We start from the raw sequence: 23,168 nt of genomic DNA on the forward strand, positions 1-23,168 counted from the left end.
AGCTCGACAGCTACATCATCAACCGCAACGAGAACGCCAAGCCCTTCCGCTGGACCTACAAGGGCACCCCACTCAAGGAAGCAGCCTGACCAACACCCCTCCACGAACTTTCGCGGTGCAGCACTAGCGCTCGCCGTGGCGAGTGCCGCGACCCTTGCCCGGGCCCCAGTTCTTGCTGTCCAGGATGCGGCCGTGCTCGTTGCGCAGGGTGGCGGAGTCGCGCTGGTCCCAGACGTAGTTGGTCCGGTCCTGGTAGACGTCGCGGAGGGTGTTCCTGCCCTTGCCGGTGTGCACCTTGACGGTGGAGTGGCCGCCGAGGAGCAGGCCGCGGAAGCGGTAACGGTTCCCCTGCTTGTCGGTCAGCGTGTAGCCGCGCAGTTCAACGGCCCTCTTGCCGGTGTTCTTCACCTCGACCCACTCGCCGTTGAGGCTGCGGTTACTGCGGTCGCTCCGGCCGGGGCTGTCGTACTGCACCTTGCCGATGGTGATGGTGGAGTGCTTGCCGGTCGAGCCGTGGTCGCGACCGTGGCCGTCGGCTGCCGCCGGCAGTGCGGCGGAGGCGAGGGCGGCGACGGAGGCCACGAGGGTGGCGACGACGCGGCGGGTGTTGAGAGAAGCGGACATGAAGATGTCACCTCAAGGACGTGCGGGTCCCCGGCTTGCTGCCGGGAATCCATACTTTGGCCCGCGCGCGGAGCGTTTTCTAGCAAAACGCCCCAAGATTGCCAAATGAAGACAAACCGGTCTGATTCTCTGAGCAGTCGGTGATCTGATCGGCATGGGGCAGGCATGCGGCAGTGATGCCGCCGTGGACGCCCCGGCGAGACGCGGGGTGCGGGGTGTGACGTCGCCCGCGACGCCGATACGAACCACCCGTCCGAGGGGTGTCGATCAAGAGCGGGCCGATCTACGTAAGTTCCGTGGCGGGGTGGTTGGCGAAGAGGGTGCGGAAGGTCTCGGAGGGGTCGTCGTCCAGGGTCGGGAGGCTGCCGCTGAGCTGGAGGGCGGCGAAGCCGTGGGCGAGTGACCACGCCGCCAGGCCGGCGCGTCGCGCGTCGGGGCGCTTCGCGACGGGCAGTTCTTCGATGCCGGAGCGCAATGCGCGGGAGGAGCGCTCCTTGGCGGCGATCAGTTCCGGATCGTCGCCGTGCAGCAGTTGCGGGCGGAACATCACCTCGAAATGGGCGGGATGCCCGACCGCGAACTCGACGTACCGCGCCCCCATCTCGCGCAGCCTGCGCGCGGTGTCCGTGGGCACCGAGGTCAGGGCGTCGGCCAGTAGGTCGAACCCCTCCGCGGCGATCGCGGTGAGCAGTCCGGCCTTGTCCTTGAAGTGGTGGGCGGGTGCCGCGTGCGAGACCTCGGCGCGGCGGGCGAGGTCGCGAAGGCTGATCGCCGCGATACCGTCGCTGCGAATGACCTGGAGCGCGGCGGAGATCACGGCTCGGCGCAGATCTCCGTGATGGTAAGTGGGTGTCGCGGCCATGGGCAGCAGGCTACCCCGGATCTAGTCATTGACAGGATGGCGTCGACGTCGCAATCTAGTCAGTGTCAAGTTCTTGGAACGGTGACAGTGGCAGCGAGGGAATCGACATGACGCACAGCCCCGGCACGATCCGACAGATGTGGCAACTGCTTGAGCCGGTACACGCCACGCTCTACTACGCGCCGGAGGCGTTCGAGCAGGCGGCGACCCTGGGTTACGCCACCGACGAGCGCTGGCCGGGCTACTTCGCCTACCGGGCCGCCCCGCTCGGTCCGGTGGGCCCGCGGCTGGTGACCGCCCTCTTCTACAGCTTCAGCCCGCGGATGGTGGAGCGCTACACCGTCAAGGCCTGGGACACCGCCACGGCCGAGCAGGTCCTGGAAGCCCGGGCCGCCGTCGTGGACCGCGCACTGCGCACGCTCCTCGGCGACCGGATCGACTCGGCGGACCTGCGCGAGGCCGCCGAACTGGCCCGACGCGCCGCAGAGTCGGCGAACACCGCGGGCCGCCCCCTGGCCGCCGCGAACGCCGCACTGCCGTGGCCCGAGGATCCTCACGCGGTGCTCTGGCAGGCCGCCACCATCCTGCGCGAACACCGGGGGGACGGGCACATCGTCGCCCTCCAGGCGCACGGCATCGACCCCACCGAGGCCCTGGCCTCACACGCCGCCGCCGGCGCCGCGCCCGAGGAGGTGTTCAGCAGCAGGCAGTGGACCGGCGAGGAGTGGAGTGCCGCACGTGAACGACTCGTCAGCCGCGGCCTGTTGCAAGCGGACGGCGGCGTCACCGATGAGGGCCTGCGGATCCGCACCTCGATCGAGAAGCTGACCGACGAACTCGCCGCGGCGCCTTGGCAGGCGCTCACGGATGACGAGGTGACCCGGCTGGCCGAACTGCTCGTGCCGCCGGTGCTCGACATCGTCGGCGCCGGGCTCCTTCCGATGCAGAGCACCCTCGGCATTGGCATGAAGTACGACTACGCGTGAGCCCTCTCAGACCATGATGAGCAGGCGCGTCTTAGGCTTGAGCTTCCTGTTCACCGACCGACTCTGCACATACACCTCCAGCTGGGGATTGTGCCCCGCCTTCACCGAGACGGTCCCCTGGATTCCCGTGCCGAACAGGAGGCTGCGTGCCGCCTCGCCCGTGTAGGCGCGGTCGGTGTCCTTCTCGACCACGACGACCTCCTTGTCGGGCTGAACCTGTACTCGGGTGCCCAACTGGTAGTAGCAGCAGCCACGTTCGTACGTCACGTCCGGGTGTGCGTCGACGAAGGTGCGAATCGCGACCTCCGTGTCGACCTTCAGGAGCCGGTACTTGTCGGCCGGGATCGGTTCGAGGTTCGCCCGCACGTCGGCGACCGATATGTCCTGGCCGACCGCGAACAGGTTCTTCGTGCCCCGTACGCCCTTCTCGCGGCCACGGAGGAAGCTGGTGGCGGCGGCGCGCACGGTACCGATCGCCTCCTCGACGCCCTCCTGGGAATCCGCGTTCCAGATGGCTATGTTCCCGGCCGGGAAGCCGTAGTTCTGGGCGGTTCGCTTCGCCAGGGAGTTCGGAACGAGGATCGCGGAAGTCCAGTGGCTCGGAAGCGCGCCCATCCTCGTCGCGATCTTGTCCAGCCAGGGGCCGAGGACAGTCATGTCGCCGTCGTGGCGCCGGTTGCCGCCGGAGGCGTTCTCCTCGCCGTCCGTCACCACGATCTGGAGGAAGCTGTGCTCGCCGTATGCCTCCCAGATGTGGCCCAGGTCGTCCAGCGACTTCAAGGAGGCTTCGATGAGGGCCGTTGCGCCGTTGTTGACCTTGTAGAGACCCCGCATGGACGGAAGGTGCTTCACATCCATGTCCCAGACCAGGTTCTCCACCCTGTGGTCGAAGGAGTAGAGGCTGATCCGCGTCTCATGACCGAGCTTGTCCGACTCGGCCTTCAGACCGGCCACGAACTCGTCCACGACGCGAATGAGTTGCCCCTGATGCTGACGCATGGAACCCGAACAGTCCACGACCAGCGCGACGTGGTTGACCTTGTGCTGGATCTTGTTGGCGGACATGATTCTGCTCCTTCGCCGAGGCTCCCCGAGTGATGTCTCCACGCTAGGGGGAGCCACTGACAATGGAGCTGACGCGCCCTCACCACTGCCGCCCGAGGCGGGACCTCGGGCGGCAGTGGTGAGGAGTGGTCGTCGAACGGGCGACGTGAGGTGACGTGATGTGAGGTGAGGGCGTGCGGGGTGGGCGGGGCGCGGGTGCCCCGGCGGGCCGTGCACCCGGGGTCGTGTCAGACGCCGACCGCCTCCTCCATCTCCTCCTCTGCCTCCTCCGCCGCCCGCGCGGGGGTGCCCGCGACGGTCTTGGCCTCGTTCGCCGCGTGGCGCCGTTCGGCCGCGGCGGCCGCGAGCGTGAGGGCCAGGCCGACGAGCAGCCATGCGGCGAGGGTCAGGACGTTGCGCAGGAGGCCGTCGTGGCCGAAGTAGAGGATGCCGCGCAGGCCGTCCACGTAGCCGGCGCCGTTCCAGAAGGAGTTCAGGGCGCCGAAGAACCCGTTCTGCAACTCGGGCCGGAACAGGCCGCCGGAGCTGGTGAAGTTGAGCATCACGAACAGCACCATCATGGCGAGGGTCGTCCACCGCTTCAGGAAGGTGTGCAGGCCGACGCCGATGAAGAGGATGCCCGCGGAGTAGAGCCAGCTCAGGCCCCAAACTCCGGCCAGGCCGTGGTGCGCCAGGTGGAAGACGGGCCCGGCCAGCAGCGCGCCGATGGCACTGACGACACCGGAGACGCCGACGACCAGCAGGGCGCGACCACGCATGCGCAGCGCGGCTCCCGCGCCGCCCAGCACGGCCACCGAGGCGTACGAACCGATGCTGACCGCGACGAGCAGGAAGAACAACCCCTGTCCGGTCGGGTCGTCGTCGACGTTGCCGACGACATCCGTGACCTTGAGCGGCGCACCGTGGTCCGCGGCGATCGGCGTGAAGATCTTCTCGACGACGGTGGCGCCGGTGTCGGAGGCGGCCGTGGCCACGATCAGCTCGGGTGCCGAGTCGCTCGGTACGTAGGCGCCCGTGATGTGGCGGTCCTTGAGTTCGGCGACGGCGTCCGAGCGGTGGGCGAGCGTACGGACGTCGAGGGCGTCGCCGGCCTCGTTCTTGACCGTCTGCGCGAAGACTTTTGCCTGCGGGCCCTCGCCGACGATCGCCACGGGCATGTGATGAGGCTCCGGCTGAACGAAGGCACCCATGTAGGCCAGGCCCATGCCGAGGCACATCAGCAACGGGGTCAGCAGGTGGGTGAGTACATGGCGTACTGCGGGGCCGCGCAGCCCGACGACGGCACCCTCGGCGGCGGTGCGCGGGATCCCCGGCGCGGCGGGGATCCCGGCGTGGTGGTGGGCGGGTGTGCGACCGGACATGCGACAGGACCTCCGAAGTCGGCGCGGGCTGCGCGTGCAGCCAGGGTCGGCAGGTAGTTGGCATATACAACTTTGCGTTCCGGTTGTACTATACAACTAAACGGCGAGGGAGGTCACTGTGACAACGGAGACAACCGGTACGACGGACGCGGGCGGCGCGACGGGGTCGGCCGGCGGGAGCCGGCCGGAGGGCGAGCGCCGGGACGCGGCCATCGAGACGATTCAGCGCGAAATGACATCCTTCGCCCGGCGCGCACGGGCGGCGGCCGCGCGTATGCACCCGGAGCTTTCCCTCGTGTCCTTCACCCTGCTCAGTCACCTGGAGGAGCGCCGGGGCTGCCGGGCCGCGGACCTCGCCGCCCACTACGCGCTGGACAAGTCGACGGTCAGCCGGCAGGTCGCGGCGCTGGAGCGAGCGGAGCTGGTCGAGCGCAGGGCCGACCCCGAGGACCACCGGGTACAGGTACTGGAGCTCACGTCCGAGGGGGCCGAGGTCCTGGCCCAGGTGACACGCAACCGGCGCGAGATGTTCCGCGAGCGGCTCGTGGACTGGCCGCGCGAGGACCTGGACCGCTTCGCCGCGTACCTGCTGCGCTACAACGAGAACGCCCCGGGCGCCGTCGGGAGCCGCCACGCGGGGTGAAAGGGGGTGCCGGAGCCGGGCGCCGCAGCCGGGCGGCCGCCGACGGACCGGGTCGGGCCGGGGTGGGGGAGGTCCGGTCGGAGCGAGGGGTGCGCCGAGGACTGCTCGGCAGGCAGGTCAGACCGTCGCGCCCACGGGTGGCGTACCCACGGCCGGCACGCGCCGCAGACGCAGGCAGTCGAGCAGGGTGAAGGCGAGGCACGCCACCGCGACGTACACGTTGAAACGGGAGGCGCTGACGCCCTCCACGTAGAGGAACGTCGAGAAGGAACCGGCGAACAGGCTCCCCACCGCCACATCGGCCAGGGACGCGCGGTGGGCCTTCAGGCTCGCCCCGCCCGCGACGACCGCCAGCACACAGACCAGCACGAACTTCTCACCCAGCCCCTGCGGTGTGGCCGCCTGGACGCGCGCCGTGTAGAGCAACCCCGCCAGTACGGCCAGGAGGAACGCCGGGACGTAGAGCACGAAAGCGATCCGGACCCATCCGGCGGTCCCGGTGGCGAGTGCCGCCTGTTGTCGGGGCGCGCACCAGGCGACGCCGGCGAACAGCGCGGCGGCGACGAGGAACGCGACGGGCACGTACGTGCCGGACCCCAGTACGGCCATCAGCCCCTCGTCCGCGTCGACGGTCTCCGGAGCCACCTCGGTCACCAACTGGTCCGCCCCCAGCACCACGGCGACGGCGGCGACCATGGCGTAGCCGATGTCCGCCTTGACCGTGAGGAACGCGCTGATCAGCGCGAAGGGGAGGGCGAGGAGGGCGGCGGCGAGGAGGCCGACGAGCGTACCCGCGTTTCCGTGCGCGCTGTTCACACCGATGACGGCCGAACTCAGGCCCGCGACGCCGACGACGGAGAGCTCCATCCGTCCGGTGCGCACCAGCATGTACTGGCTGAGGGCGATGACTCCCGGGATGGCGGCATTCGCGAGTACGCCGCCCAGGATGGCGGGCATCAGCTCGGGCAGTGGCGTCGCATGGCGTCCGAACGCGGCCAACGGCATCACCACCGTGGCGCTTGCGCCGAGCAGCAACCAGGCCGGTTGACCCCTGCGTACCAAGGTCGGAGCGGTGACCATGTTCCCCCTGTGTCGCCCTGTTTCGCACGGGCACCGAGTCAGCGTAGGAGACGCCTTCGGCGCGTGTCCGGCGTTCCGCGGACGGACGTCACGCCAAGGGCGGGGCGGCGTTCCGACCTGTGCCTCATCGCGAGCCCGCGACACGGCACCACCGGATCGGGCAGCGGAGATTGCGGACGGAGTCGTGCAGCGCCGTACCCAAGCCGGGGGGAAGGTTGGCCAGGTCCAGTGGCAGCCCGGCGGGAGGGCCGGTCGGTCGCCACGGCGGCGTCGGTCCCTGACGGGGAGGGAGCGGCGGGGGAGAGTGGGGGTGTGGATGTCGACGCGCTGATGCGTGAGTTGTACGGAAGGCGGCCCCAGGAGTTCACGGCGGCCCGGGACGCCCACGCGTCCGAGGCGCGTGCGGCCGGTGAGCGTGCCGTGGCGAAGCGGGTCGGGGCACTGCGGAAGCCGACGCTGGCCGTCTGGTGCGCGAACCTCCTCGCGCGCGCCGATGAAGGCCAGGCCCGGCGGCTTCTCGAACTCGGTCGGGCGTTGCGTGAGGCACACCGGACATGGGCGGGCGAGGAACTGCGGGAGTTGTCGCGCCGGCAGCACGTCGTGATCGCCGCGATGGCCCGCCAGGCCCGCGTCCTGGCCGACGAGGCCGGGCAGCCGGTCTCCGAGGGCGTTCAACACGAGGTCGAGCAGATCCTCCACGCCGTCCTGACCGACCAGGAAGCCGCCGAGGCCTGGGTGGGAGGTGTCCTGGTGAAGGCACCCCACGCTGCCGTGGGCTTCGCCGGGCTGGAACCCGATCCCGGCACCACACCCCGGCGGCCACCGCGGAACGCTCCCGCACCGTCTTCGCCGAGTGCAGCCAAGGGGCGGTCTACCGGAGCTCGGGCCCAGCCGGACGAAGGGACGGGGAAGCGGGCTCACGCTGTCGCCGATGAGAACGCGAAGGCGAAGGCGAAGGCCAAGGCGGAGGCCGAGGCGCGGGCGCCGGCAGAGCGGGCGGCGGGTGCGGCGGAGACGGCCGAGGCCGCTCTCGCGGAGGCGGAGGGCGAGTTGGCCGACCACCGGTCCCGACTCGCCGCCCTCGAAGAGCAGATCGCGTCCCTGAGAGAGGAACTGGACCGTACGGGCGAGGAACGCGATGGCCTCACGGCGACCGTCGACACCGCCACCCGCCGCCGTGACCGGGCCGAACAGCAGGCGCAGAAGGCGCGCGCAGCGGCCCTGAAAGCGACTGAAGCGCTTGACGCGCTCCGGGCCGAGACTCCGCCGGGGCCCGGCTGATCGCCGGTCCGAGCAGGCCCGCACGTACCTGGACCGTCTCGGTACGATCATCAGCGCGATCAGGCGGCGGTCGGCCCACACCACCGCCGTTCGCCACCGACGCCGGTGTGGGGGTCGGAGCGGCGCGGTGCCGGAACGACAGCCCAGGAGTCCTCTTGACCACCTTCCGACAGCACATGCAGGAGCGGGTCGTGCAGGAGCTGGCGGAGATCCCCGACGCGCTCAAGCCCGGGATCCATGCCGTCACCTTCCGTATCGACAGCGTCGACCAGGACCCGCGCCTCCCGTACCTGGCGTTCGGATACGTCACCGAGGACCACGTCGACCGGCAGCTCACCCGGCCGGATCCGCCCGAGGAGTGGGAGGCCCGCTGGAGCTACGCGTACTTCCCGCCCTCCGCCCTGGAGGGTGTCCGCATCCTCGGACACGACCACGTCCACGACCCCCGGGGCTCGGAGTTGCACCACCGGGAAGCCGTCGCCGAGGGCCTGTGGTGGGAGGGCGAGGACGAGGACGGCGAGGAGGAGCGCGCCGAGCGGCTCGACGCCGCGTTCCACGCGCTCTGCGTCGACCTCGCCAGCAAACTCCACGAGGGAGGGCATCTGGTGGCCGCTCTGGGGCGCCCCGTGCCCGTGGTCCACTACGACATGTTCGCCCCGGACGAGATGTTCGAGCTGACCCGCGCCGCCAACCCGCCCGAGCTGGTGGCCGACTTCCTGTCCGGGGAGCAGGAGTACTGACCCCGGACCGGACCCACCCGCCCCCGTGGGAACCGGGCTAACGGCGGACCGAACGCCAGATGTGTTCGGGCAACGCGCCGGCTGCCTCCTCCAGATCCAGATCGCCCACGGTGAGCCAGCGGCGGACGGCACCGACGACCGGGCCCATGACGAGGGACTCGATCAAGGGGGTGGACAGGTCGGCGAGTTCGCCGGATTTCTGGTGCTCCTGGATCCAGAGGGCGATCGGTGTCAGCCGGGCCTCCTGGGAGTCGCGGATCTCCCCCGCGTGGGCCATGCCCTCGTGGTCCGCGGTGACGGAGTGCATGAGGCGGGCTGCGTCCGGATGGGCCCGTACGAAGTCCAGGTAGGCCAGGACCACGGCTTGGATGCCGGAACGCGCGTCGGTCGTCCGGGTCAACGCCGTCAGCAGGGTCTGGAGGAGTTGGCCCAGCGAGCGGTGTGCGAGTGCGGCGAGCACGCCGTCGAGACTGCCGAAGTGGTGGTAGATGCTTCCTGAGCTGACCCCACTGGCCTTGGTGATGGCGCCGAGCGTGAGACCGGCCTCCCCCGACGAGGCGTAGATGCGGAGCGCCGCGTCCAGGACCTGTTCGACGGTGGCTTCGCCGCGTTGCTGCTTCGGGCTCATCGGGCAGGCGTCCTCGGTGTCGAATCGGCAGGTCACTGTGGTCCTCGTGGTGATACAGCGTAGAACACTCTTTTTGGACTTCTTTCTAGAAAGACTTCCAGTTCCCCGAAGGGGGCACCACACTGGACGCGTGCCGGACCCATGTACTCCCGTGACCCCGAGTACTCCTGTGATGCGGAGCCGTCGCGTGGCGACGGGTGCGATCGCGAGGGCGGTTCCGCCGTCTGGCCAGCACCCCGAACACGGCCGCCGCGGCCTCGGCGACGGGGCGGCCGACTACCGGTTCCGGCACGTCCGTCAGGTGTGTTGATCCGGATCGCGCGGCAGTGCCCGCCGTGGAAGTCGAGGGAGGGGATCGCGGTGTTCACACGGCGCTTGCTGTTACCCGTGCTCATGGCCATGGTGGTCACCATGGGGGGCGGGGCCGCGGTGGCCGACGCGGCGCACGACTCGCCGGCCTGGCGGCCGACGTCCGCACCGAAGGGCCAGGTCACCCCGGGGCGGATGCGCTCGGACCGGGAGTCCGTGCCGGCCGGGTTCGGCAAGGCGGACGCGGACAGGGCCGAGACCATGGAGGCCCGGCAGGGCGCCGCCCCCGGCTGCCAGGTGTCCTGGCCCGCGCCGTACGAGGTGTGTGGTGCCATCCGGGACAAGTACAACGAACTCGGTGGCCCGAACGGTTTCCTGTCCTTCCCGAAGTCCGGCGAACTGACCAATCCGGACGGGTGCGGCAAGCGCACCGAGTTCGTCAACGGGCCCGTCTACTGGTCCCCGCAGGGCGGGGCGCACCCGGTGGTCAACCACTTCTTCGCCGCATGGGCCCGCAACGGCTACGAGGGGGGACCGCTGAGCTACCCCACCTCCGACGAGTTCGTGAATCCGGACAACGTCGGACGGCGTCAGTACTTCGAACGCGGCACCGTCTACTGGAAGCTCAACGAGGCCTATGCGGTACACGGCGCCATCCGGGACAAGTGGGGTGAGGCGGGCTGGGAAGCCGGCTACCTCGGCTACCCGATCAGCGACGAGTTCGGTACCCCGGACGGACTCGGACGGGCCACCCGGTTCGAGCACGGAATGATCTACTGGACCGAGGCGTACGGCCCCCACCCGATCAGCGGTGGGCTGCTGAACAAGTGGGCGCAGTCCGGATACGAACGCGGACCGTACGGCTACCCCGTCGCCGACCAGCGGCCACGCGGGTCCTCCTGGGACCAGGAGTTCCAGTTCGGCGCCATGGGATTCCCCACCGACCCCGCGGCCGGGGCGGTCCCCGACGACGAGGACGCGGAGCCCACCGTCGACGAAGCCGAACCGGTGACCTGGGACGACTTCGCGGCGGACGCCCGCACCGGCCGGGCCGGACCGATCACCCTGGGCAAGGCCGGCAGCCTGGAGCCCTGCGAGACCGGTACCTCCTGCATGCGCGAGGGCACGGCCGTGCGCGCACCCCGCGCCCCGCAGGACGACGAGGATCCGATCATCGACGGCCCGGACACGGCCGCCACGTTCATCCCCGGCTGGTGCACCACGGCTCCGTGGGACGGACGGTGGCGGACGACCCGGAAGAACGCCTGCGCGGTGTGGACCGACCTGGCGGTCCACGTCGTCGACTCCAAGGGTGTCGAGGTCGGCAGGGTGCCCTTCACGGTGAAGACGGGGATCCTCACCTCACACCGGTCCGGTGAGATGCGGCAGGAGTTCCGCGTCGATTTCGGGGCGTTCACGGGCAAGGTCGGTACGCCGACCTTCCGCTACCAGCCGACCTACCTCGGATACGGCCCCGACGCGTACAGCATCGAGCAGGGAGCCGCCAACGGGTCGGTGATCAAACCGGGCATGCGCAAAGTGATCGTGGTCAAGTGGAAGCAGCAGACCATGGCGGACGACAGCACCAGGGACCCCGCGACGAGGATCGCCTGGAACCTCGGAAACCTCGATCCCGGCGTCACGGCTTCCTCCTCCGGGCTCGTCCCGACGACCGGCTTCCGCTGCGACTCCACCATGAAGACGTCCTCGGGGAAGTACCGCCAGGGCTGTGTCGTCCCCGGCGTCACCCCGGAGTTCGAGCTGACCGCGTCCACTCCGGAACAGACCTGGCATGTCCAGGAAGCCCTCCGCTCCGGTCTCCCCGGCGCCGCCGGTCGGCCCCTGCACCGTCTGGCCGACAAGGTGAAGCGTGACATCAACCGGCAGAAGTCCTGCCCCCGTTCCGGCAGGGTGTACGAGGACCGACGTCTGACGACCAGGTCGTGCGACGAGTACCCGTTCGCGTCGAGCAGGGAAGGGGCGGCCTCCTCCAACGGCCCCGGGCGCACGGCGCATCCGGACTGCCACGTGCCGGATCTGCCGGTCACCACCGGTGCGACCGGCTACAGCGTCTGCATGATCGACGAGGGGCAGAACTCCAGGAGCGGCAGCCTGCTGGGCGCCTTCTACGGGAGGGAGCGGATCATCGACCAGGACGCCTACACGTTGACGGCCTCCGGCGGCACCCCACCGCCCAAGCCCTGACCAACAACCTCCCGTCGGGCCCGGCGGATCAGGCGTCCAGGGGGCGCCACGCCGGGCCGTCCCCACCCTGGCGGACGTGACCGAACTGCACGTCGGCGAAGTGGACGCCGAAGCCGATCGTGTCGGGCTCCGCCAGCTCGGCGACGAGCCGGCGACGGTGGTCGGCGGTCAGGGCCCGATCGTGGTCGAAGGCCGCGGACCACTCGGGGTGGTCGATCTGGATCGGGGAGTGCACGGCATCGCCGAAGGCGATCAGGCGTCGTCCGCCGCCGGTGATGACGTACTCGGCGTGCCCCACGGTGTGGCCGGGAGTGATCCGCACCCGTACGCCGGGGAAGATCTCCCGGCCGTCCGTGATCGTGCGCACGCGCGGTGCGAGAGCCGCGACCTGCTCGGTCATGCCCTGGGCCTCCAGGAGGTCACGCCGGTCCCATTCCTGCTCGGAGACCAGGTACTCGGCGTGCGTGAACACGGGCTGGTCACCACCGGGCGCGGCATGGCAGGCCCAGCCGATGTGATCGGAGTGGAGGTGGGTGAAGGCCACCGCCTCGATGTCCTCGGGGCGTCGGCCCAGCTCGGCCAGGCTTTGGGGGAGCGCACCTCCGTGGATCGTGGCGAGGGGGCCGTCCGGGGCTTCGAGCGTCTGCGGGCCGAAGCCCGTGTCGATCAGGAGGGCGCGGTCTCCGTGTTCCACCAGGAGACCGCCGACGCTGCCCACCAGATGACCCGCGGAGTCCAGGTACTCCGGGTGGGCGGCCCACACCTCGTCGGTGCTGTCCTGGAGCAGGGGGACGGGCCGGAGTCGCACGTCGCCGTCCGGCACGTACGAGACCTTCGTTTCGCCCAGCCGTATCGAGCGGATTCCCGCCGCCCGGCGCAGTCGGATGCCGCGGTCAACCGTCAATTCGGCCATGGGTGTGCTCCTGTGATGTGTCGTCAGGTCGTCGCGATTCCCGCCACGATGACGTCACCATATGCATCAAGCTCGAATCATTCAAGCTGGAAATATGTAGCCTTGATGGACTTGCTAAAGTGGGGGCATGACGACGCCCCCCGAACTTCAGGCCATCGCCGAGCGACAGCTGTGCGGTCTGGTGAACGGGTTGGCCCAGCGCATCGCGGAGCATGTACGGGAGCGCGCCGCGACCCTGGGTCTCACCGCGCCCCAGGCGACCGCGCTGCGGGAGATGAGCGGGCCGATGGCCATGCGGGAACTCGCCGAACGCATGAGCTGCGAGCCCTCCAACACCACCTTCGTCGTCGACAAGCTGGAGAAGCAGGGCCTGGTCGAGAGGCATCCGCACCCCACCGACCGCCGCGCCAAGCACCTCGTCCTCACCGTCGAGGGCGCCGCACTGCGCTCGCGTCTCCTCGAACTCCTCGCCGTCGACTCCCCGCTGTCCGGCCTCGGTCCGCAGGAGCAGGGCGTCCTGCGCGGGCTGCTGGAGCAGGCCGTCACCTCTCCGTGAGTCCGCGGGCGCGGCGCCCCGCCGGTGCCTGCGGAAAGCGTCGGCCGTTCCAAGGGCCGGGCGCCGGCCGCCCGAAGGGTCGGCGCGAGGCGGCGTCAGTCCGGCGTGGCGTCGGAAGGGGCGGGTTCCCAGCGCAGCAGGTCGCCGGGCTGGCAGTCGAGCGCCTCGCACAGCGCGGCGAGGGTGGCGAAGCGCACGGCCCTGGCGCGGCCGTTCTTGAGCACGGCCAGGTTGGCCGGAGTGATCCCGACGCGCTCCGCGAGCTCGCCCACCGACATCTTCCGCCGGGCCAGCATCACGTCGATGTCGACGGTGATCGGCATCAGATGACCTCGTCCAACTCGGCTTGCATGTGGGCTGCTTCGACGTCACGGGCGACGGCCTGCGCGAGCAGCATCCGCAGGACGAGCACGATGAGTGCGACCCCAAGAACCCCCACGCCGGCCCCGCCGATCAAAAGCACCATGCCCGGCGGGACGGCCTCGCCCGGCGCCAGGACCACCCCCAGGGCGAACACCAGCAGGGCCGCCGCGACGACCGCGCCGATCACCACGTCCACGTACCGGAACGCGGCATGGGAGAACACCGTGCCGCGTTTCACCATCGTCACCAGCCGCCACACGCACACCAGGACCACCTGGACCGCCACGACGCCCAGAACCGTGACGGCCAGAAGCGGGACGCGCAGGTGCGCGTATTGCGCGTCGAGGTCTTCCAGGTCGGTGGCGAACAACGGCACCATCACCGCCTGCACGAACACCGTGCTGGCTGCCAGCATCACGAGCACGACCCGCAGCGCGAGCACCGTCAGTCTTCCCATCGTCTCTCCTCAGATCGAGCAACGATGGAAATCTATCGAGAAACGATAGATGCCAGCAAGTGAGGGGTGCTTCCCGGGCGAAGTTCATGCCTGGAGGGCCGACCGGCGCGGCCGGTGGTTGATGGTGCGCAGCAGCGTGGACTTCCCCGAACCGGAGGGGCCGAGGATCACCGTGACCTCGCCCGCCCGGACCCTCAGGTCCACGCCGCGCAGCACCTCCACCGTCCCGAAGCTCTTGTGGACGCCCTGGACGTCGACCATGACCTCGCTCAAGATCCCTCCTCCTCGGTGCGCGGACCGCCGGGGCCGGGGGGCGGCGCTCACGTGTGTTCGGCCGGGTTGGTCTGCGACGTGTCGATCTTGGAGTCGGTGGTGCCCCATTTCTTCAGGATCCGCTCGTACGTCCCGCTCTTGATCAGCTCCTTGACGGCGGCCTGGAAGGCGGGGGTCAGGGGGGAGCCCTTCTTGAAGGCGAAACCGACGTCGAGACGGTGGTACTCGCCGAGGAAGGTGGACTGCGCGGCGGGCTGCGCCGCCTGGTAGCGCAGGCCGTTGATCGTCGACATGACGACGTCGATGCGACCCTGCTGGAGGGCGGTGGTGACGGCCCCGTTCTCGGAGAAGACCTCGACCTCGTAGGGCTTCTTGCCGGCCGCGGCGCACACGCCCTTCTGCGCGGTGAGGGTCTTCTCGAACGTCGTGCCCGCCCCGGTGCCGATGGTCAACCCGCACAGCCGGGTGAGATCGTCGACCTTCGTGGTCAGCGTGGTGCTGCCCGACTTGACCGCGAAACCCTGACCGTCGTTGATGTACGTCACGAAGTCGATGGTCTTGAGGCGTTCGGCGGTGACGCCGAAGTTGCCCGTGCCGAAGTCGTACTTGCCGCTGCCGAGGGCGGGGAGGATCGTCTCGAAGGAGGCGTCCTGCCGTTCCAGCTTCACGCCGAGGACCTTGGCCACCGCGTCGGCGATGTCGATGTCCTGGCCCGCGGGCGGCTTGTCCTGCCCGTTCGGGTAGTACGCCGAGGGCGGGGCGCCGACGGAGCTGCCGCCCCGCAGGGTGCCCGCCGTACGGACGCCGGAAGGAAGCAGCGCGGCGATCGAGTCCACGGTGCGAACGTCGGCGACCGGGTCGTCGGCCGGCGCGGGGGAGACCCGGGCGCCCGCCACCGCCGGCGCCCCGCCGTCGGATCCGCAGGCCGCCGTCAGCGTCAGCAGGGGCAGGAGGGCGAGGGCGGCGACGGTACGCAGGCGGGTGCGGGTGCCGTTACCGGGGAGTTCACTGCGAGGAGGCCTTTCCGTGGCGGAGCGTGAAGGAGGGTGCGTGGCGGTACCCCGTGACCAGACGGGGTGCGTGCGTCGCGGAGGTCATCCGCGTACCGCCGTGAGCGTCTCGCGGGTGGAGCGTGCCGCGTTCGCGGCGTCCTGCCGGGCTCCCCGCGCGGCGTCGCGCTTCGCGACCTCCTCGCGGACGAGCGGGATCACGTACCGGCCGAAGTCGACGGCGTCGCCCAGCAGGTCGTAGCCGCGCGCCGAGAGGATGTCGACGCCGAGGTCGTAGTAGTCCAACAGGGCCTGGGCGACCGTCTCCGGCGTACCGACCAGGGCGTTGGAGTTGCCGGCGCCCCCGGTGGCGGCGGCGGTCGAGGTCCACAGCGCCCTGTCGTAGCGCTCGCCCGCCTCGGCGATGGCGATCAGGCGCTGTGATCCGGCGTTCTGGGGGGCCGCCGCCTGAAGGACGCCGTTGCGGTGCTGCCGTGCCGGGCCAGCCTCGCGGCGCTGCTTGATGGCTCCGACCGTGCGGTGGGCCTTCTCCCAGGCCAGCTCCTCGGTCGGGGCGATGATCGGACGGAACGCGACCTGGATACGGGGCACGTCCGTGCGGCCCGCGGCCTCCGCCGCGGCCTTCACCGCGTCGATCTGCTGGGCGGTCTGCTCCAGCGTTCGCCCCACAGGCAGTAGATGTCCGCCTCCGCTCCTCCGGCGGCGTACGCGGCGGCCGAGGAACTCCCGAACGAGACGGCAGGGCGCGGCTGTTGAACGGCAAAGACGTCACTGACGAAGTCGTGGAAGCGGTAGTGGTCGCCCTCGTGGTCGAAGGGCTCCCGGGAGGTCCAGATCTTCTTGACGATCCGGATGTACTCAAGGGTGCGGGCGTAGCACTCGTCCTTGGTGAGGATGTCGCCCTCGCGTCCCTGTTCGTGGCCGTTGCCGCCGGTGATGAAGTGCACAGCCAGCCGGCCCTCGCTGATCTGGTCTCGCGCGACTACATCGACTTCGGTCGGGTGTGGTCCGCGGCGGCGCCACCGACACCGCTGCCGCGACGGGCAAGGTGACCATCGGCGCCGTCTCCAACGGGGCCACCCGGCAAGCCGAACTCCCCGCCCCGGCCGTGGAAACCCTGCGCGCACAACTGCCGAAGGCCGTACGCGAACGCGGTGAACTGGTCATCGGAGTCGGCGCCCTGCCCGCCGGATATCCGCTCCTCGCCTACGTCGGCACCGACCAGAAGACGTTCACGGGCGCGAAGCCCGACCTCGGCCGGCTGGTCGCCGCGACCCTGGGGCTCAAGCCCGTGGTGAAGAACTCCACCTGGGAGAACCTCTTCGTCGGCATCGACAGCGGCAAGGTCGACGTGGCCTTCACCAACGTCACGGTCACCGAGGAACGCAAGAAGAAGTACGACTTCACCTCCTACCGGCAGGACAACCTCGCCTTCGGGGCGCTGAAGGAGAACGCCTGGAACTTCAACGGCGACTACCGCAATCTCGCGGGCAAGACGGTGGCCGTCAGCTCCGGCACCAACCAGGAGAAGATCCTCCTGGAGTGGCAGAAGAAGCTACGGTCCGAGGGCAAGGACATCGAAGTCAAGTACTTCCCGGACTCCAACAGCGTCAACCTGGCGCTGAGCGGCAAGAAGATCGACCTCAACTTCGGGCCGAACCCCGCGATCGCCTACCACATCACCCAGGCCGCGAGCGGCAACGCCCTGACCCGCAACGCCGGTTCGTTCTCCGGCGCCGGCGAGTCCCTCCAGGGCCTGATCGCCGCGACGTCGAAGAAGGACAGCGGTCTGGCCAAACCCGTCGCGGAAGCGATCAACCACCGGATCAAGAACGGCCAGTACACGCAGCTCCTCACCGCGTGGAACCTGCCCAACGAGGCCGTGACCACCTCCGAGGTCAACCCGCCCGGCCTGCCCGTCACCAACTCCTGAACCCGCGGGCCGACGCCGGGCCGGGCCGCCCCACAGAAGGAGGGCCTCATCCCCATGAGCGCCGCCACCCCCACCTCGGTGACCCCGCACATCCTCGACAACCCGGCCTGGGCCTCGCTGTCCGGCCCGCACACGGCCTTCGCCGAGCGGGCCGGCGGCCACGCCGCCCGCCACGCCCCGGACGTCGCCCCCTTCGCCGCGATCGCCGATCCGGCCGACCCCCGCTCCTGGGACGGACTGCGTTCCCTGACCGCAGCCGACGGGACCGTGACCCTGGCCGGGATACTGACCCCGCCGGACGGCTGGGAGGTGGTCGGCGAGATCGAGGGAGTCCAACAGGGGGCTGGCCACGCGCCTGGTGCGCGCCGTCGCCGCCGGGATACGCGAGCGGGGGGAGGTGCCGTTCCTGCACACGGCCGCGAGCAATACCGCGGCGGTCCGGCTCTACGAGTCGATGGGATTCACCGTGCGCCGCAGGCCTTTCTTCACGGCCCTCCGGGCACCGGGAGCCCCGGACAACATTGCTGCCAAGTTCTCTTAATACTGCGGTCATTGTATGGCCCCTCCATCGGGCGTAGCGTTTTTCGAAGAAATGGCTGACGGGACGAATTCGCGACCCCGCGCCGGCTCCCTTCCGTACGCCCATCAGGAAGGCGCATTCCGACGTGTCCGCATTCCCGTCACCTTCTGACGCCCCGTCCCCTTCCGACCTCACGTCCTCCTCCGCACCGCTCCACCTGGCCGTCGCGCTCGACGGCGCCGGTGGCCATCCCGCCGCCTGGCGCGAACCCGGGGCGCGTCCCGAGGCCGTGTTCACCGCCCGCTACTGGGCCGACGCCGTGGCCGAGGCCGAGGCCGGACTGCTCGACTTCGTCACCCTCGACGACGGGCTCGCCCTCCAGTCCACCTCGACCGACGGCCCGGACGGGCGCACGGACCTGGTCCGGGGGCGGTTGGACGCCGTCCTGACCGCCGCCCGCATCGCTCCGCTGACCCGGCACATCGGGCTGATCCCGAGCGTGACCACCACCCACACCGAGCCCTTCCACATCTCGAAGGCCGTCGCCACCCTCGACCACGTCAGCCGCGGCCGGGCCGGCGTGCACGTCCAGGTCTGCGGACTGTCGTACGAGGAGCGGCACTTCGGCCGCAGGGCCGCCCCGCTCTCCGGCGCGGAACTGTACGAGGAGGCCGCGGACCACGTCGAGGTGATCCGGCGGCTGTGGGACAGCTGGGAGGACGACGCGGAGATCCGGGACGTGGCCACCGGCCGGTTCATCGACCGGGACAAGCTGCACTACATCGACTTCGAGGGCCGTCACTTCAGCGTCCGCGGACCCTCGATCACCCCGCGCCCCCCGCAGGGACGGCCCGTGGTCAGCGCGGTCGGCGCCGCCGCGGACGGGGAGGCCGCGTACCGTCTGGTGGCGCTCTCCGCCGACATCGGCTACGTCCGCGCACGCGACACCGGCGAGGCGGCGGCCGCCGTCGCCGCGCTCCGGCGGGCCCGGGAGGCGGCCGGGCCGGCGGAGCCCCTGCACCTCTTCGGGGAGCTGACCGTCTTCCTCGACGAGGACGGCCCGGCGGCGACCGCCCGCAAGGAACGCCTCGACGCGCTCGCGGGCCACTACGAGGACGACTCCGAGGTGTTCACCGGCACCCCCGCCCAACTCGCCGACCTGCTCGCGGAACGGCGTGCCGCCGGACTGTCGGGCTTCCGGCTGCGGCCCGGCGTGATCGAGCACGACCTGCCGGCCGTCACCCGTGGGCTGGTCCCCGAACTTCAGCGGCGCGGCCTCTTCCGCACCGCCTACGAGGCGGACACCCTGCGCGGACTCCTGGGACTGGACCCCCACCCGGCCAACCGCTACGCCACGCCGCCCTCCGCCGGTAATGCCGCCTGACCCGGAACACCCGGAAGGACGAACCGAACCATGAGTACCAAGCCGCTCAAGCAGATCCACCTCGCGGCCCACTTCCCGGGCGTCAACAACACCACCGTGTGGGGCGACCCGGCGGCGGGCAGCCACATCGACTTCGATTCGTTCACGCACTTCGCGCGCACCGCCGAACGCGCCAAGTTCGACTTCCTCTTCCTCGCCGAGGGACTGCGACTGCGCGAACAGGGCGGACGGATATACGACTTGGATGTCGTGGGTCGCCCCGACACCTTCACCGTCCTCGCCGCCCTCGCGGCCGTCACCGAGCGGCTCGGCCTGACGGGCACGATCAACTCGACCTTCAACGAGCCGTACGAGGTGGCCCGCCAGTTCGCCTCCCTCGACCACCTCTCCGAGGGGCGCGCCGCGTGGAACGTGGTCACCTCCTGGGACGCCTTCACCGGGGAGAACTTCCGGCGCGGCGGGTTCCTGCCCCGCGAGGAGCGCTACTCCCGCGCCCGCGAGTTCCTGTCCACCGCCAACGAACTGTTCGACTCGTGGAACGGCTCGGAGATCGCCGCCGACGCCGCGACGGGCACCTTCCTTCGGGACGCCCGCGCCGGTGCCTTCGCCCACCAGGGGCAACACTTCGACATCGACGGCCACTTCAACGTGCCCCGCAGCCCGCAGGGCCGGCCGGTGATCTTCCAGGCCGGCGATTCCGACGAAGGGCGCGAGTTCGCCGCCTCCGGCGCCGACGCCGTCTTCGGCCGACACGCGACGCTCGACGAGGGCCGCGCCTTCTACTCCGACGTCAAGAAGCGGCTCGCCGCATACGGCCGCACGCCCGACCAGCTGAAGATCCTGCCCGCCGCCACCTTCGTGCTCGGCGACACCGACGCCGAGGCCCACGAGAACGCCCACGAGATCCGCCGCCTCCAGGTCAGCGGCCAGACCGCGATCAAGTACCTGGAGCACGTCTGGAACCGGGACCTGTCCTCCTACGATCCGGACGGCCCCCTCCCCGACGTCGACCCGGAGGTCGGCGAGAACACCATCGCCCTCGGGCGCGCGAGCGTGCGGCAGTTCCGCGACCCCCTGGCCACGGCACGGGAGTGGCGCGAACTGGCCGAGGCCAAGAACCTCTCGATCCGCGAACTCGTGATCGCGACCACCGCCCGCCAGACCTTCATCGGCACCGCCGCCACGGTGGCCGAGTCGATCGACTCGCTCGTCCAACAGGACGCCGCCGACGGCTTCATCCTCGTCCCGCACATGACCCCCGGCGGCCTCGACGTCTTCGCCGACACCGTCGTGCCGCTGCTCCAGGAGAGGGGCGTGTTCCGCTCCGAGTACGAGGGCACCACCCTCCGCGACCACCTGGGCATATCCGTACCCGGCGTGGACCGGAAGGCCGCGGCCTCGTGAAGTTCCTGGCCATCACCCTGATCACGGACAGCGCCGACCCGCAGACGGGGGCGCCTGCGCCCACCCGCGAGCGCTTCCGTCAGGTCGTCTCCGCCGCGGTGCAGGCCGAGCAGCTCGGCTTCGACGGGTTCGGGGTCGGCGAACGCCACGAACGGCCGTTCCTGTCGTCGTCCCCACCCGTGGTGCTCAGCCACATCGCCGCGCGGACCCACGAGATCCGCCTGTACACGGCGGTGACCACGCTGAGTCTGTTGGACCCGGTGCGGGCGTACGAGGACTACGCGACGCTCGACCATCTCAGCGACGGCCGCCTGCAGCTGATGATCGGCAAGGGGAACGGCACGGCACAGCGCGAACTGTTCGACGTGAGCCCCGACGACCAGTGGGAACGCAACTCCGAGGGATACGAGCTGTCCGACGGTTCTGGCACGAGGACAAGGTGACCGCGCGGCCGCGCTTCCGGCCCGCCCTGACCGGCGCCGAGGTGCTGCCCCGGCCCTACCGGCGGAACCTGCGCGTCTGGCACGGCAGTGCCACGAGCCGGGAATCCGTGGAGCTCGCGGCGCGCCACGGCGATCCGCTGTTCTCGGCGAACGTCACCCATCCGATAGGTCCGTACGCCGCGCTGATCCGCCATTACCGCGAACGCTGGGAACACCACGGACACGACCCGGCGCACGCGGTCGTGGGCGCGGGTACGGCCTGCTTCCACACCGCGGCCACCTCGCAGCAGGCGGCGGCCGCGTACCGGCCGTCATTCGAGCGCCATCTCGCCGCCCACCGGGCACAGGGCGTCGAGCCGGTCTTCGCGACCCTGGAGGACTTCGTCGAGCGGAGTTCGGCCACACGGTCCTGCACCTCCAGGCCGAAGCCGGAGGGCTCACCGACGCCGAGCACCGGGCCTCCCTCGAACTGTTCCAGTCGCAGGTGGCGCCGGTGCTGCGCCGCTCGATCCCGGACCCCGTCTTCCCCTCCGCCCCCGACCTGTAAGGAGCACGGCCATGTCCGGCATCCCCCTCGGCGTCCTCGACCTCATACCGATCGCCTCCGGTTCCACCGCCACCGAGGCCCTGCACCACACCATCGACCTCGCCCGGCAGACGGAGGCCTTCGGCTACGCCCGCTACTGGTTCGCCGAGCACCACCTCAACCCGGGCGTCGCCGGGACCTCCCCGGCGGTCGTGCTGGCGCTGACCGCCTCCGCGACCACCACGATCCGCATCGGCTCGGGCGCCGTCCAACTGGGCCACCGCACCGCGCTGTCCACGGTCGAGGAGTTCGGCCTGATCGACGCACTGCACCCGGGCCGCCTCGACCTGGGGCTGGGCCGTTCGGCCGGGCGTCCGCCGAAGCCCGCGCCCGACGCCGCACCGCCCTTCGAGGGAAGGACCGAGGGCGGCCTGCTGATCCCGCCCCGGTTCTCCTTCGCCCACCTCCTCGGGCACCCGCGCGTCGCCCTCCAGCAGCGGCTGCTGAACCTTGCGGGAGCCACCCCGCAGGACTACGCCGAGCAGGTGTCCGACGTGCTGGCCCTGCTCCGCGGCGAGTACCGCTCCCCGGAGGGCGTGGAGGCGCACGCCGTACCGGGCGAGGGAGCCGACGTACAGGTGTGGGTCCTGGGAAGCAGCGGTGGGGTGAGCGCGGAGACCGCGGGCCGCAACGGCCTGCGCTTCGCGGCGAACTACCACGTCAGCCCCGCCTCGGTGTTGGAGGCCGCGGAGGGCTACCGCGCCGCGTTCAAGCCGTCGGACGAACTGGACCGGCCGTACCTGACCGTGTCCGCCGACGTCGTGGTGGCCGAGGACGACGACACGGCCCGCGAGCTGGCCACCGGGTACGCGCCCTGGGTGCGCAGCATCCGCACCGCCGAGGGCGCCATCCCCTTCCCGACGCCCGACGAGGCGCGCGCACTGCCGTGGACGGACGCGGACCGGGAGCTGGTGGCGGACCGGGTGGACACGCAGTTCGTGGGCTCGGCGCGGACGGTCGCCGACCACCTCGACCGGCTCCAGGAGGCCACCGGGGCCGACGAGCTGCTGATCACCACCATCACGCACGACCACGCCGACCGGGTCCGCTCCTACCGCCTGCTCGCCGAGGAATGGGCACGCCGCGCCTGACCCGACCGCGCCGACCCGGCTCGTCACGGAGCCGGGCAGGCGGGCGGGGAGGTCACCTGCCGTACAGGAAGGAGCGGGCGGGGACGAAGATCTCGTGACCGGTCGGGAAGCGGACACGGACCCCCGACTCCGTCCACGTGGTGGATTCGATCCCCTTCGCCCCCAGGGCGGCGTCCACGTCCACCCAGTGCCCGTAGGACGGGGTGGGATCCCTGCCGATCACCATCCGGTAGGAGTGCCGCCCGGACACGGTGTGTTCGTGCACCAGCGCCAGGAAGTGGGCCGACTCGTCGGCGTAGGCCACCGCCGAGGGAGCGCTGTTGCGGTACGTCACGTCTCGCTGCGGCCACCACAACACCGTCATCACCGTGACGGTCAGCAGGACCCCCGCCACGACGCCCAGGAGCACCCGGGCGCATCCGATCCGCCGGCGGGGTCGTGCGCCCGGGTC

Annotated in this window: 21 protein-coding genes and 4 pseudogenes; 12 read left to right on the plus strand and 13 right to left on the minus strand. The window is 70.6% G+C overall.

The annotated features are described in order from the left end of the window. Nucleotides 1-123: 123 nt before the first annotated feature. Together OTB19_RS28905 and OTB19_RS28910 are read right to left on the minus strand one after the other, a co-directional pair. Nucleotides 124-624 (minus strand): lamin tail domain-containing protein, encoded by a 501-nt coding sequence (locus tag OTB19_RS28905; RefSeq protein WP_267801471.1) that lies wholly within the window; start codon nt 622-624, stop codon nt 124-126. 283 nt (nt 625-907) lie between these two features. Continuing rightward, entirely contained in the window at nt 908-1,486 is a 579-nt protein-coding gene (locus OTB19_RS28910) for a TetR/AcrR family transcriptional regulator (RefSeq protein ID WP_267801472.1), read from the minus strand. Between the two features lie 107 nt (nt 1,487-1,593). Here OTB19_RS28910 and OTB19_RS28915 point away from each other — a divergent pair, with 107 nt between their 5' ends. Beyond that, a complete protein-coding gene (locus tag OTB19_RS28915) occupies nt 1,594-2,472 on the plus strand; it encodes an SCO6745 family protein (RefSeq protein WP_267801473.1) in 879 nt (292 codons plus the stop codon). Nucleotides 2,473-2,478: 6 nt separating this feature from the next. Here the strand turns inward: OTB19_RS28915 and OTB19_RS28920 are convergent, their stop codons facing one another. Both OTB19_RS28920 and OTB19_RS28925 read right to left on the minus strand, forming a co-directional pair. Continuing rightward, on the minus strand, nt 2,479-3,537 hold the full coding sequence (locus OTB19_RS28920; protein ID WP_267801474.1) for a vWA domain-containing protein: 1,059 nt from the start codon (nt 3,535-3,537) through the stop codon (nt 2,479-2,481). Nucleotides 3,538-3,764: 227 nt separating this feature from the next. Beyond that, nucleotides 3,765-4,808 carry a hypothetical protein gene (locus OTB19_RS28925; RefSeq protein WP_267801516.1) on the minus strand — a complete coding sequence of 348 codons (1,044 nt, stop codon included), beginning with the start codon at nt 4,806-4,808 and terminating at the stop codon, nt 3,765-3,767. Nucleotides 4,809-5,130: 322 nt separating this feature from the next. On the opposite strand from OTB19_RS28925, the gene OTB19_RS28930 reads away from it, so the two are divergent. After that, the gene (locus OTB19_RS28930; protein WP_267801517.1) at nt 5,131-5,541 is read left to right on the plus strand and encodes a MarR family winged helix-turn-helix transcriptional regulator; all 411 of its coding nucleotides are present in this window, start codon (nt 5,131-5,133) and stop codon (nt 5,539-5,541) included. A 117-nt stretch (nt 5,542-5,658) separates the two neighbouring features. Here OTB19_RS28930 and OTB19_RS28935 read toward each other — a convergent pair whose 3' ends face one another. Then, nucleotides 5,659-6,621 carry a hypothetical protein gene (locus tag OTB19_RS28935; RefSeq protein WP_267801475.1) on the minus strand — a complete coding sequence of 321 codons (963 nt, stop codon included), beginning with the start codon at nt 6,619-6,621 and terminating at the stop codon, nt 5,659-5,661. A gap of 312 nt (nt 6,622-6,933) precedes the next feature. Here OTB19_RS28935 and OTB19_RS28940 point away from each other — a divergent pair, with 312 nt between their 5' ends. Beyond that, nucleotides 6,934-7,902: a hypothetical protein gene (locus tag OTB19_RS28940; RefSeq protein ID WP_267801477.1), complete on the plus strand. Its 969-nt coding sequence runs from the start codon at nt 6,934-6,936 to the stop codon at nt 7,900-7,902. 155 nt (nt 7,903-8,057) lie between these two features. After that, nucleotides 8,058-8,642 (plus strand): hypothetical protein, encoded by a 585-nt coding sequence (locus OTB19_RS28945; protein ID WP_267801478.1) that lies wholly within the window; start codon nt 8,058-8,060, stop codon nt 8,640-8,642. A gap of 37 nt (nt 8,643-8,679) precedes the next feature. Here the strand turns inward: OTB19_RS28945 and OTB19_RS28950 are convergent, their stop codons facing one another. Then, nucleotides 8,680-9,270, minus strand: coding sequence for a TetR/AcrR family transcriptional regulator (locus tag OTB19_RS28950; protein ID WP_267801480.1), 591 nt, complete (start codon nt 9,268-9,270; stop codon nt 8,680-8,682). Between the two features lie 360 nt (nt 9,271-9,630). Here OTB19_RS28950 and OTB19_RS28955 point away from each other — a divergent pair, with 360 nt between their 5' ends. Continuing rightward, complete coding sequence (locus OTB19_RS28955; RefSeq protein WP_267801481.1) at nt 9,631-11,784, plus strand: NucA/NucB deoxyribonuclease domain-containing protein; 2,154 nt, start codon at nt 9,631-9,633, stop codon at nt 11,782-11,784. A gap of 28 nt (nt 11,785-11,812) precedes the next feature. Here the strand turns inward: OTB19_RS28955 and OTB19_RS28960 are convergent, their stop codons facing one another. Next, entirely contained in the window at nt 11,813-12,697 is an 885-nt protein-coding gene (locus OTB19_RS28960; protein WP_267801482.1) for an MBL fold metallo-hydrolase, read from the minus strand. Nucleotides 12,698-12,824: 127 nt separating this feature from the next. Between OTB19_RS28960 and OTB19_RS28965 the strand changes: the two genes are divergently transcribed. Beyond that, on the plus strand, nt 12,825-13,253 hold the full coding sequence (locus OTB19_RS28965; RefSeq protein WP_267801483.1) for a MarR family winged helix-turn-helix transcriptional regulator: 429 nt from the start codon (nt 12,825-12,827) through the stop codon (nt 13,251-13,253). 95 nt (nt 13,254-13,348) lie between these two features. Here the strand turns inward: OTB19_RS28965 and OTB19_RS28970 are convergent, their stop codons facing one another. The 5 genes and pseudogenes from OTB19_RS28970 to OTB19_RS28990 form a co-directional block, all read right to left on the minus strand. Next, nucleotides 13,349-13,576 (minus strand): helix-turn-helix domain-containing protein, encoded by a 228-nt coding sequence (locus OTB19_RS28970; protein ID WP_267801484.1) that lies wholly within the window; start codon nt 13,574-13,576, stop codon nt 13,349-13,351. Then, complete coding sequence (locus tag OTB19_RS28975) at nt 13,576-14,073, minus strand: DUF2975 domain-containing protein (protein WP_267801485.1); 498 nt, start codon at nt 14,071-14,073, stop codon at nt 13,576-13,578. The genes OTB19_RS28970 and OTB19_RS28975 overlap by 1 nt, the downstream gene beginning before the upstream one ends. Before the next feature lie 114 nt (nt 14,074-14,187). After that, a pseudogene (locus tag OTB19_RS28980) lies at nt 14,188-14,334 on the minus strand (ATP-binding cassette domain-containing protein); the annotation flags it as partial. Nucleotides 14,335-14,393: 59 nt separating this feature from the next. After that, complete coding sequence (locus OTB19_RS28985; RefSeq protein ID WP_267801518.1) at nt 14,394-15,323, minus strand: ABC transporter substrate-binding protein; 930 nt, start codon at nt 15,321-15,323, stop codon at nt 14,394-14,396. Nucleotides 15,324-15,440: 117 nt separating this feature from the next. Then, a pseudogene (locus OTB19_RS28990) lies at nt 15,441-16,330 on the minus strand (LLM class flavin-dependent oxidoreductase); the annotation flags it as partial. A gap of 29 nt (nt 16,331-16,359) precedes the next feature. On the opposite strand from OTB19_RS28990, the gene OTB19_RS28995 reads away from it, so the two are divergent. From OTB19_RS28995 to OTB19_RS29020, 6 genes and pseudogenes are all read left to right on the plus strand, one after another. Then, nucleotides 16,360-17,289 carry a transporter substrate-binding domain-containing protein gene (locus tag OTB19_RS28995; RefSeq protein ID WP_420716930.1) on the plus strand — a complete coding sequence of 310 codons (930 nt, stop codon included), beginning with the start codon at nt 16,360-16,362 and terminating at the stop codon, nt 17,287-17,289. Between the two features lie 54 nt (nt 17,290-17,343). Then, nucleotides 17,344-17,830: pseudogene (locus tag OTB19_RS29000) on the plus strand (GNAT family N-acetyltransferase). 124 nt (nt 17,831-17,954) lie between these two features. Beyond that, on the plus strand, nt 17,955-19,193 hold the full coding sequence (locus OTB19_RS29005) for an LLM class flavin-dependent oxidoreductase (protein WP_267801487.1): 1,239 nt from the start codon (nt 17,955-17,957) through the stop codon (nt 19,191-19,193). Nucleotides 19,194-19,223: 30 nt separating this feature from the next. Continuing rightward, nucleotides 19,224-20,597: an NtaA/DmoA family FMN-dependent monooxygenase gene (locus OTB19_RS29010; RefSeq protein ID WP_267801488.1), complete on the plus strand. Its 1,374-nt coding sequence runs from the start codon at nt 19,224-19,226 to the stop codon at nt 20,595-20,597. Next, a pseudogene (locus OTB19_RS29015) lies at nt 20,594-21,587 on the plus strand (LLM class flavin-dependent oxidoreductase). The gene OTB19_RS29010 and the pseudogene OTB19_RS29015 overlap by 4 nt, the downstream one beginning before the upstream one ends. Before the next feature lie 11 nt (nt 21,588-21,598). Then, nucleotides 21,599-22,717: an LLM class flavin-dependent oxidoreductase gene (locus OTB19_RS29020; protein ID WP_267801489.1), complete on the plus strand. Its 1,119-nt coding sequence runs from the start codon at nt 21,599-21,601 to the stop codon at nt 22,715-22,717. Nucleotides 22,718-22,769: 52 nt separating this feature from the next. Here OTB19_RS29020 and OTB19_RS29025 read toward each other — a convergent pair whose 3' ends face one another. Next, on the minus strand, nt 22,770-23,126 hold the full coding sequence (locus tag OTB19_RS29025) for a hypothetical protein (protein WP_267801490.1): 357 nt from the start codon (nt 23,124-23,126) through the stop codon (nt 22,770-22,772). Nucleotides 23,127-23,168 lie beyond the last annotated feature (42 nt).

It is taken from the genome of Streptomyces sp. H27-H5 (assembly GCF_026627505.1).
Taxonomy (GTDB): Bacteria; Actinomycetota; Actinomycetes; order Streptomycetales; family Streptomycetaceae; genus Streptomyces.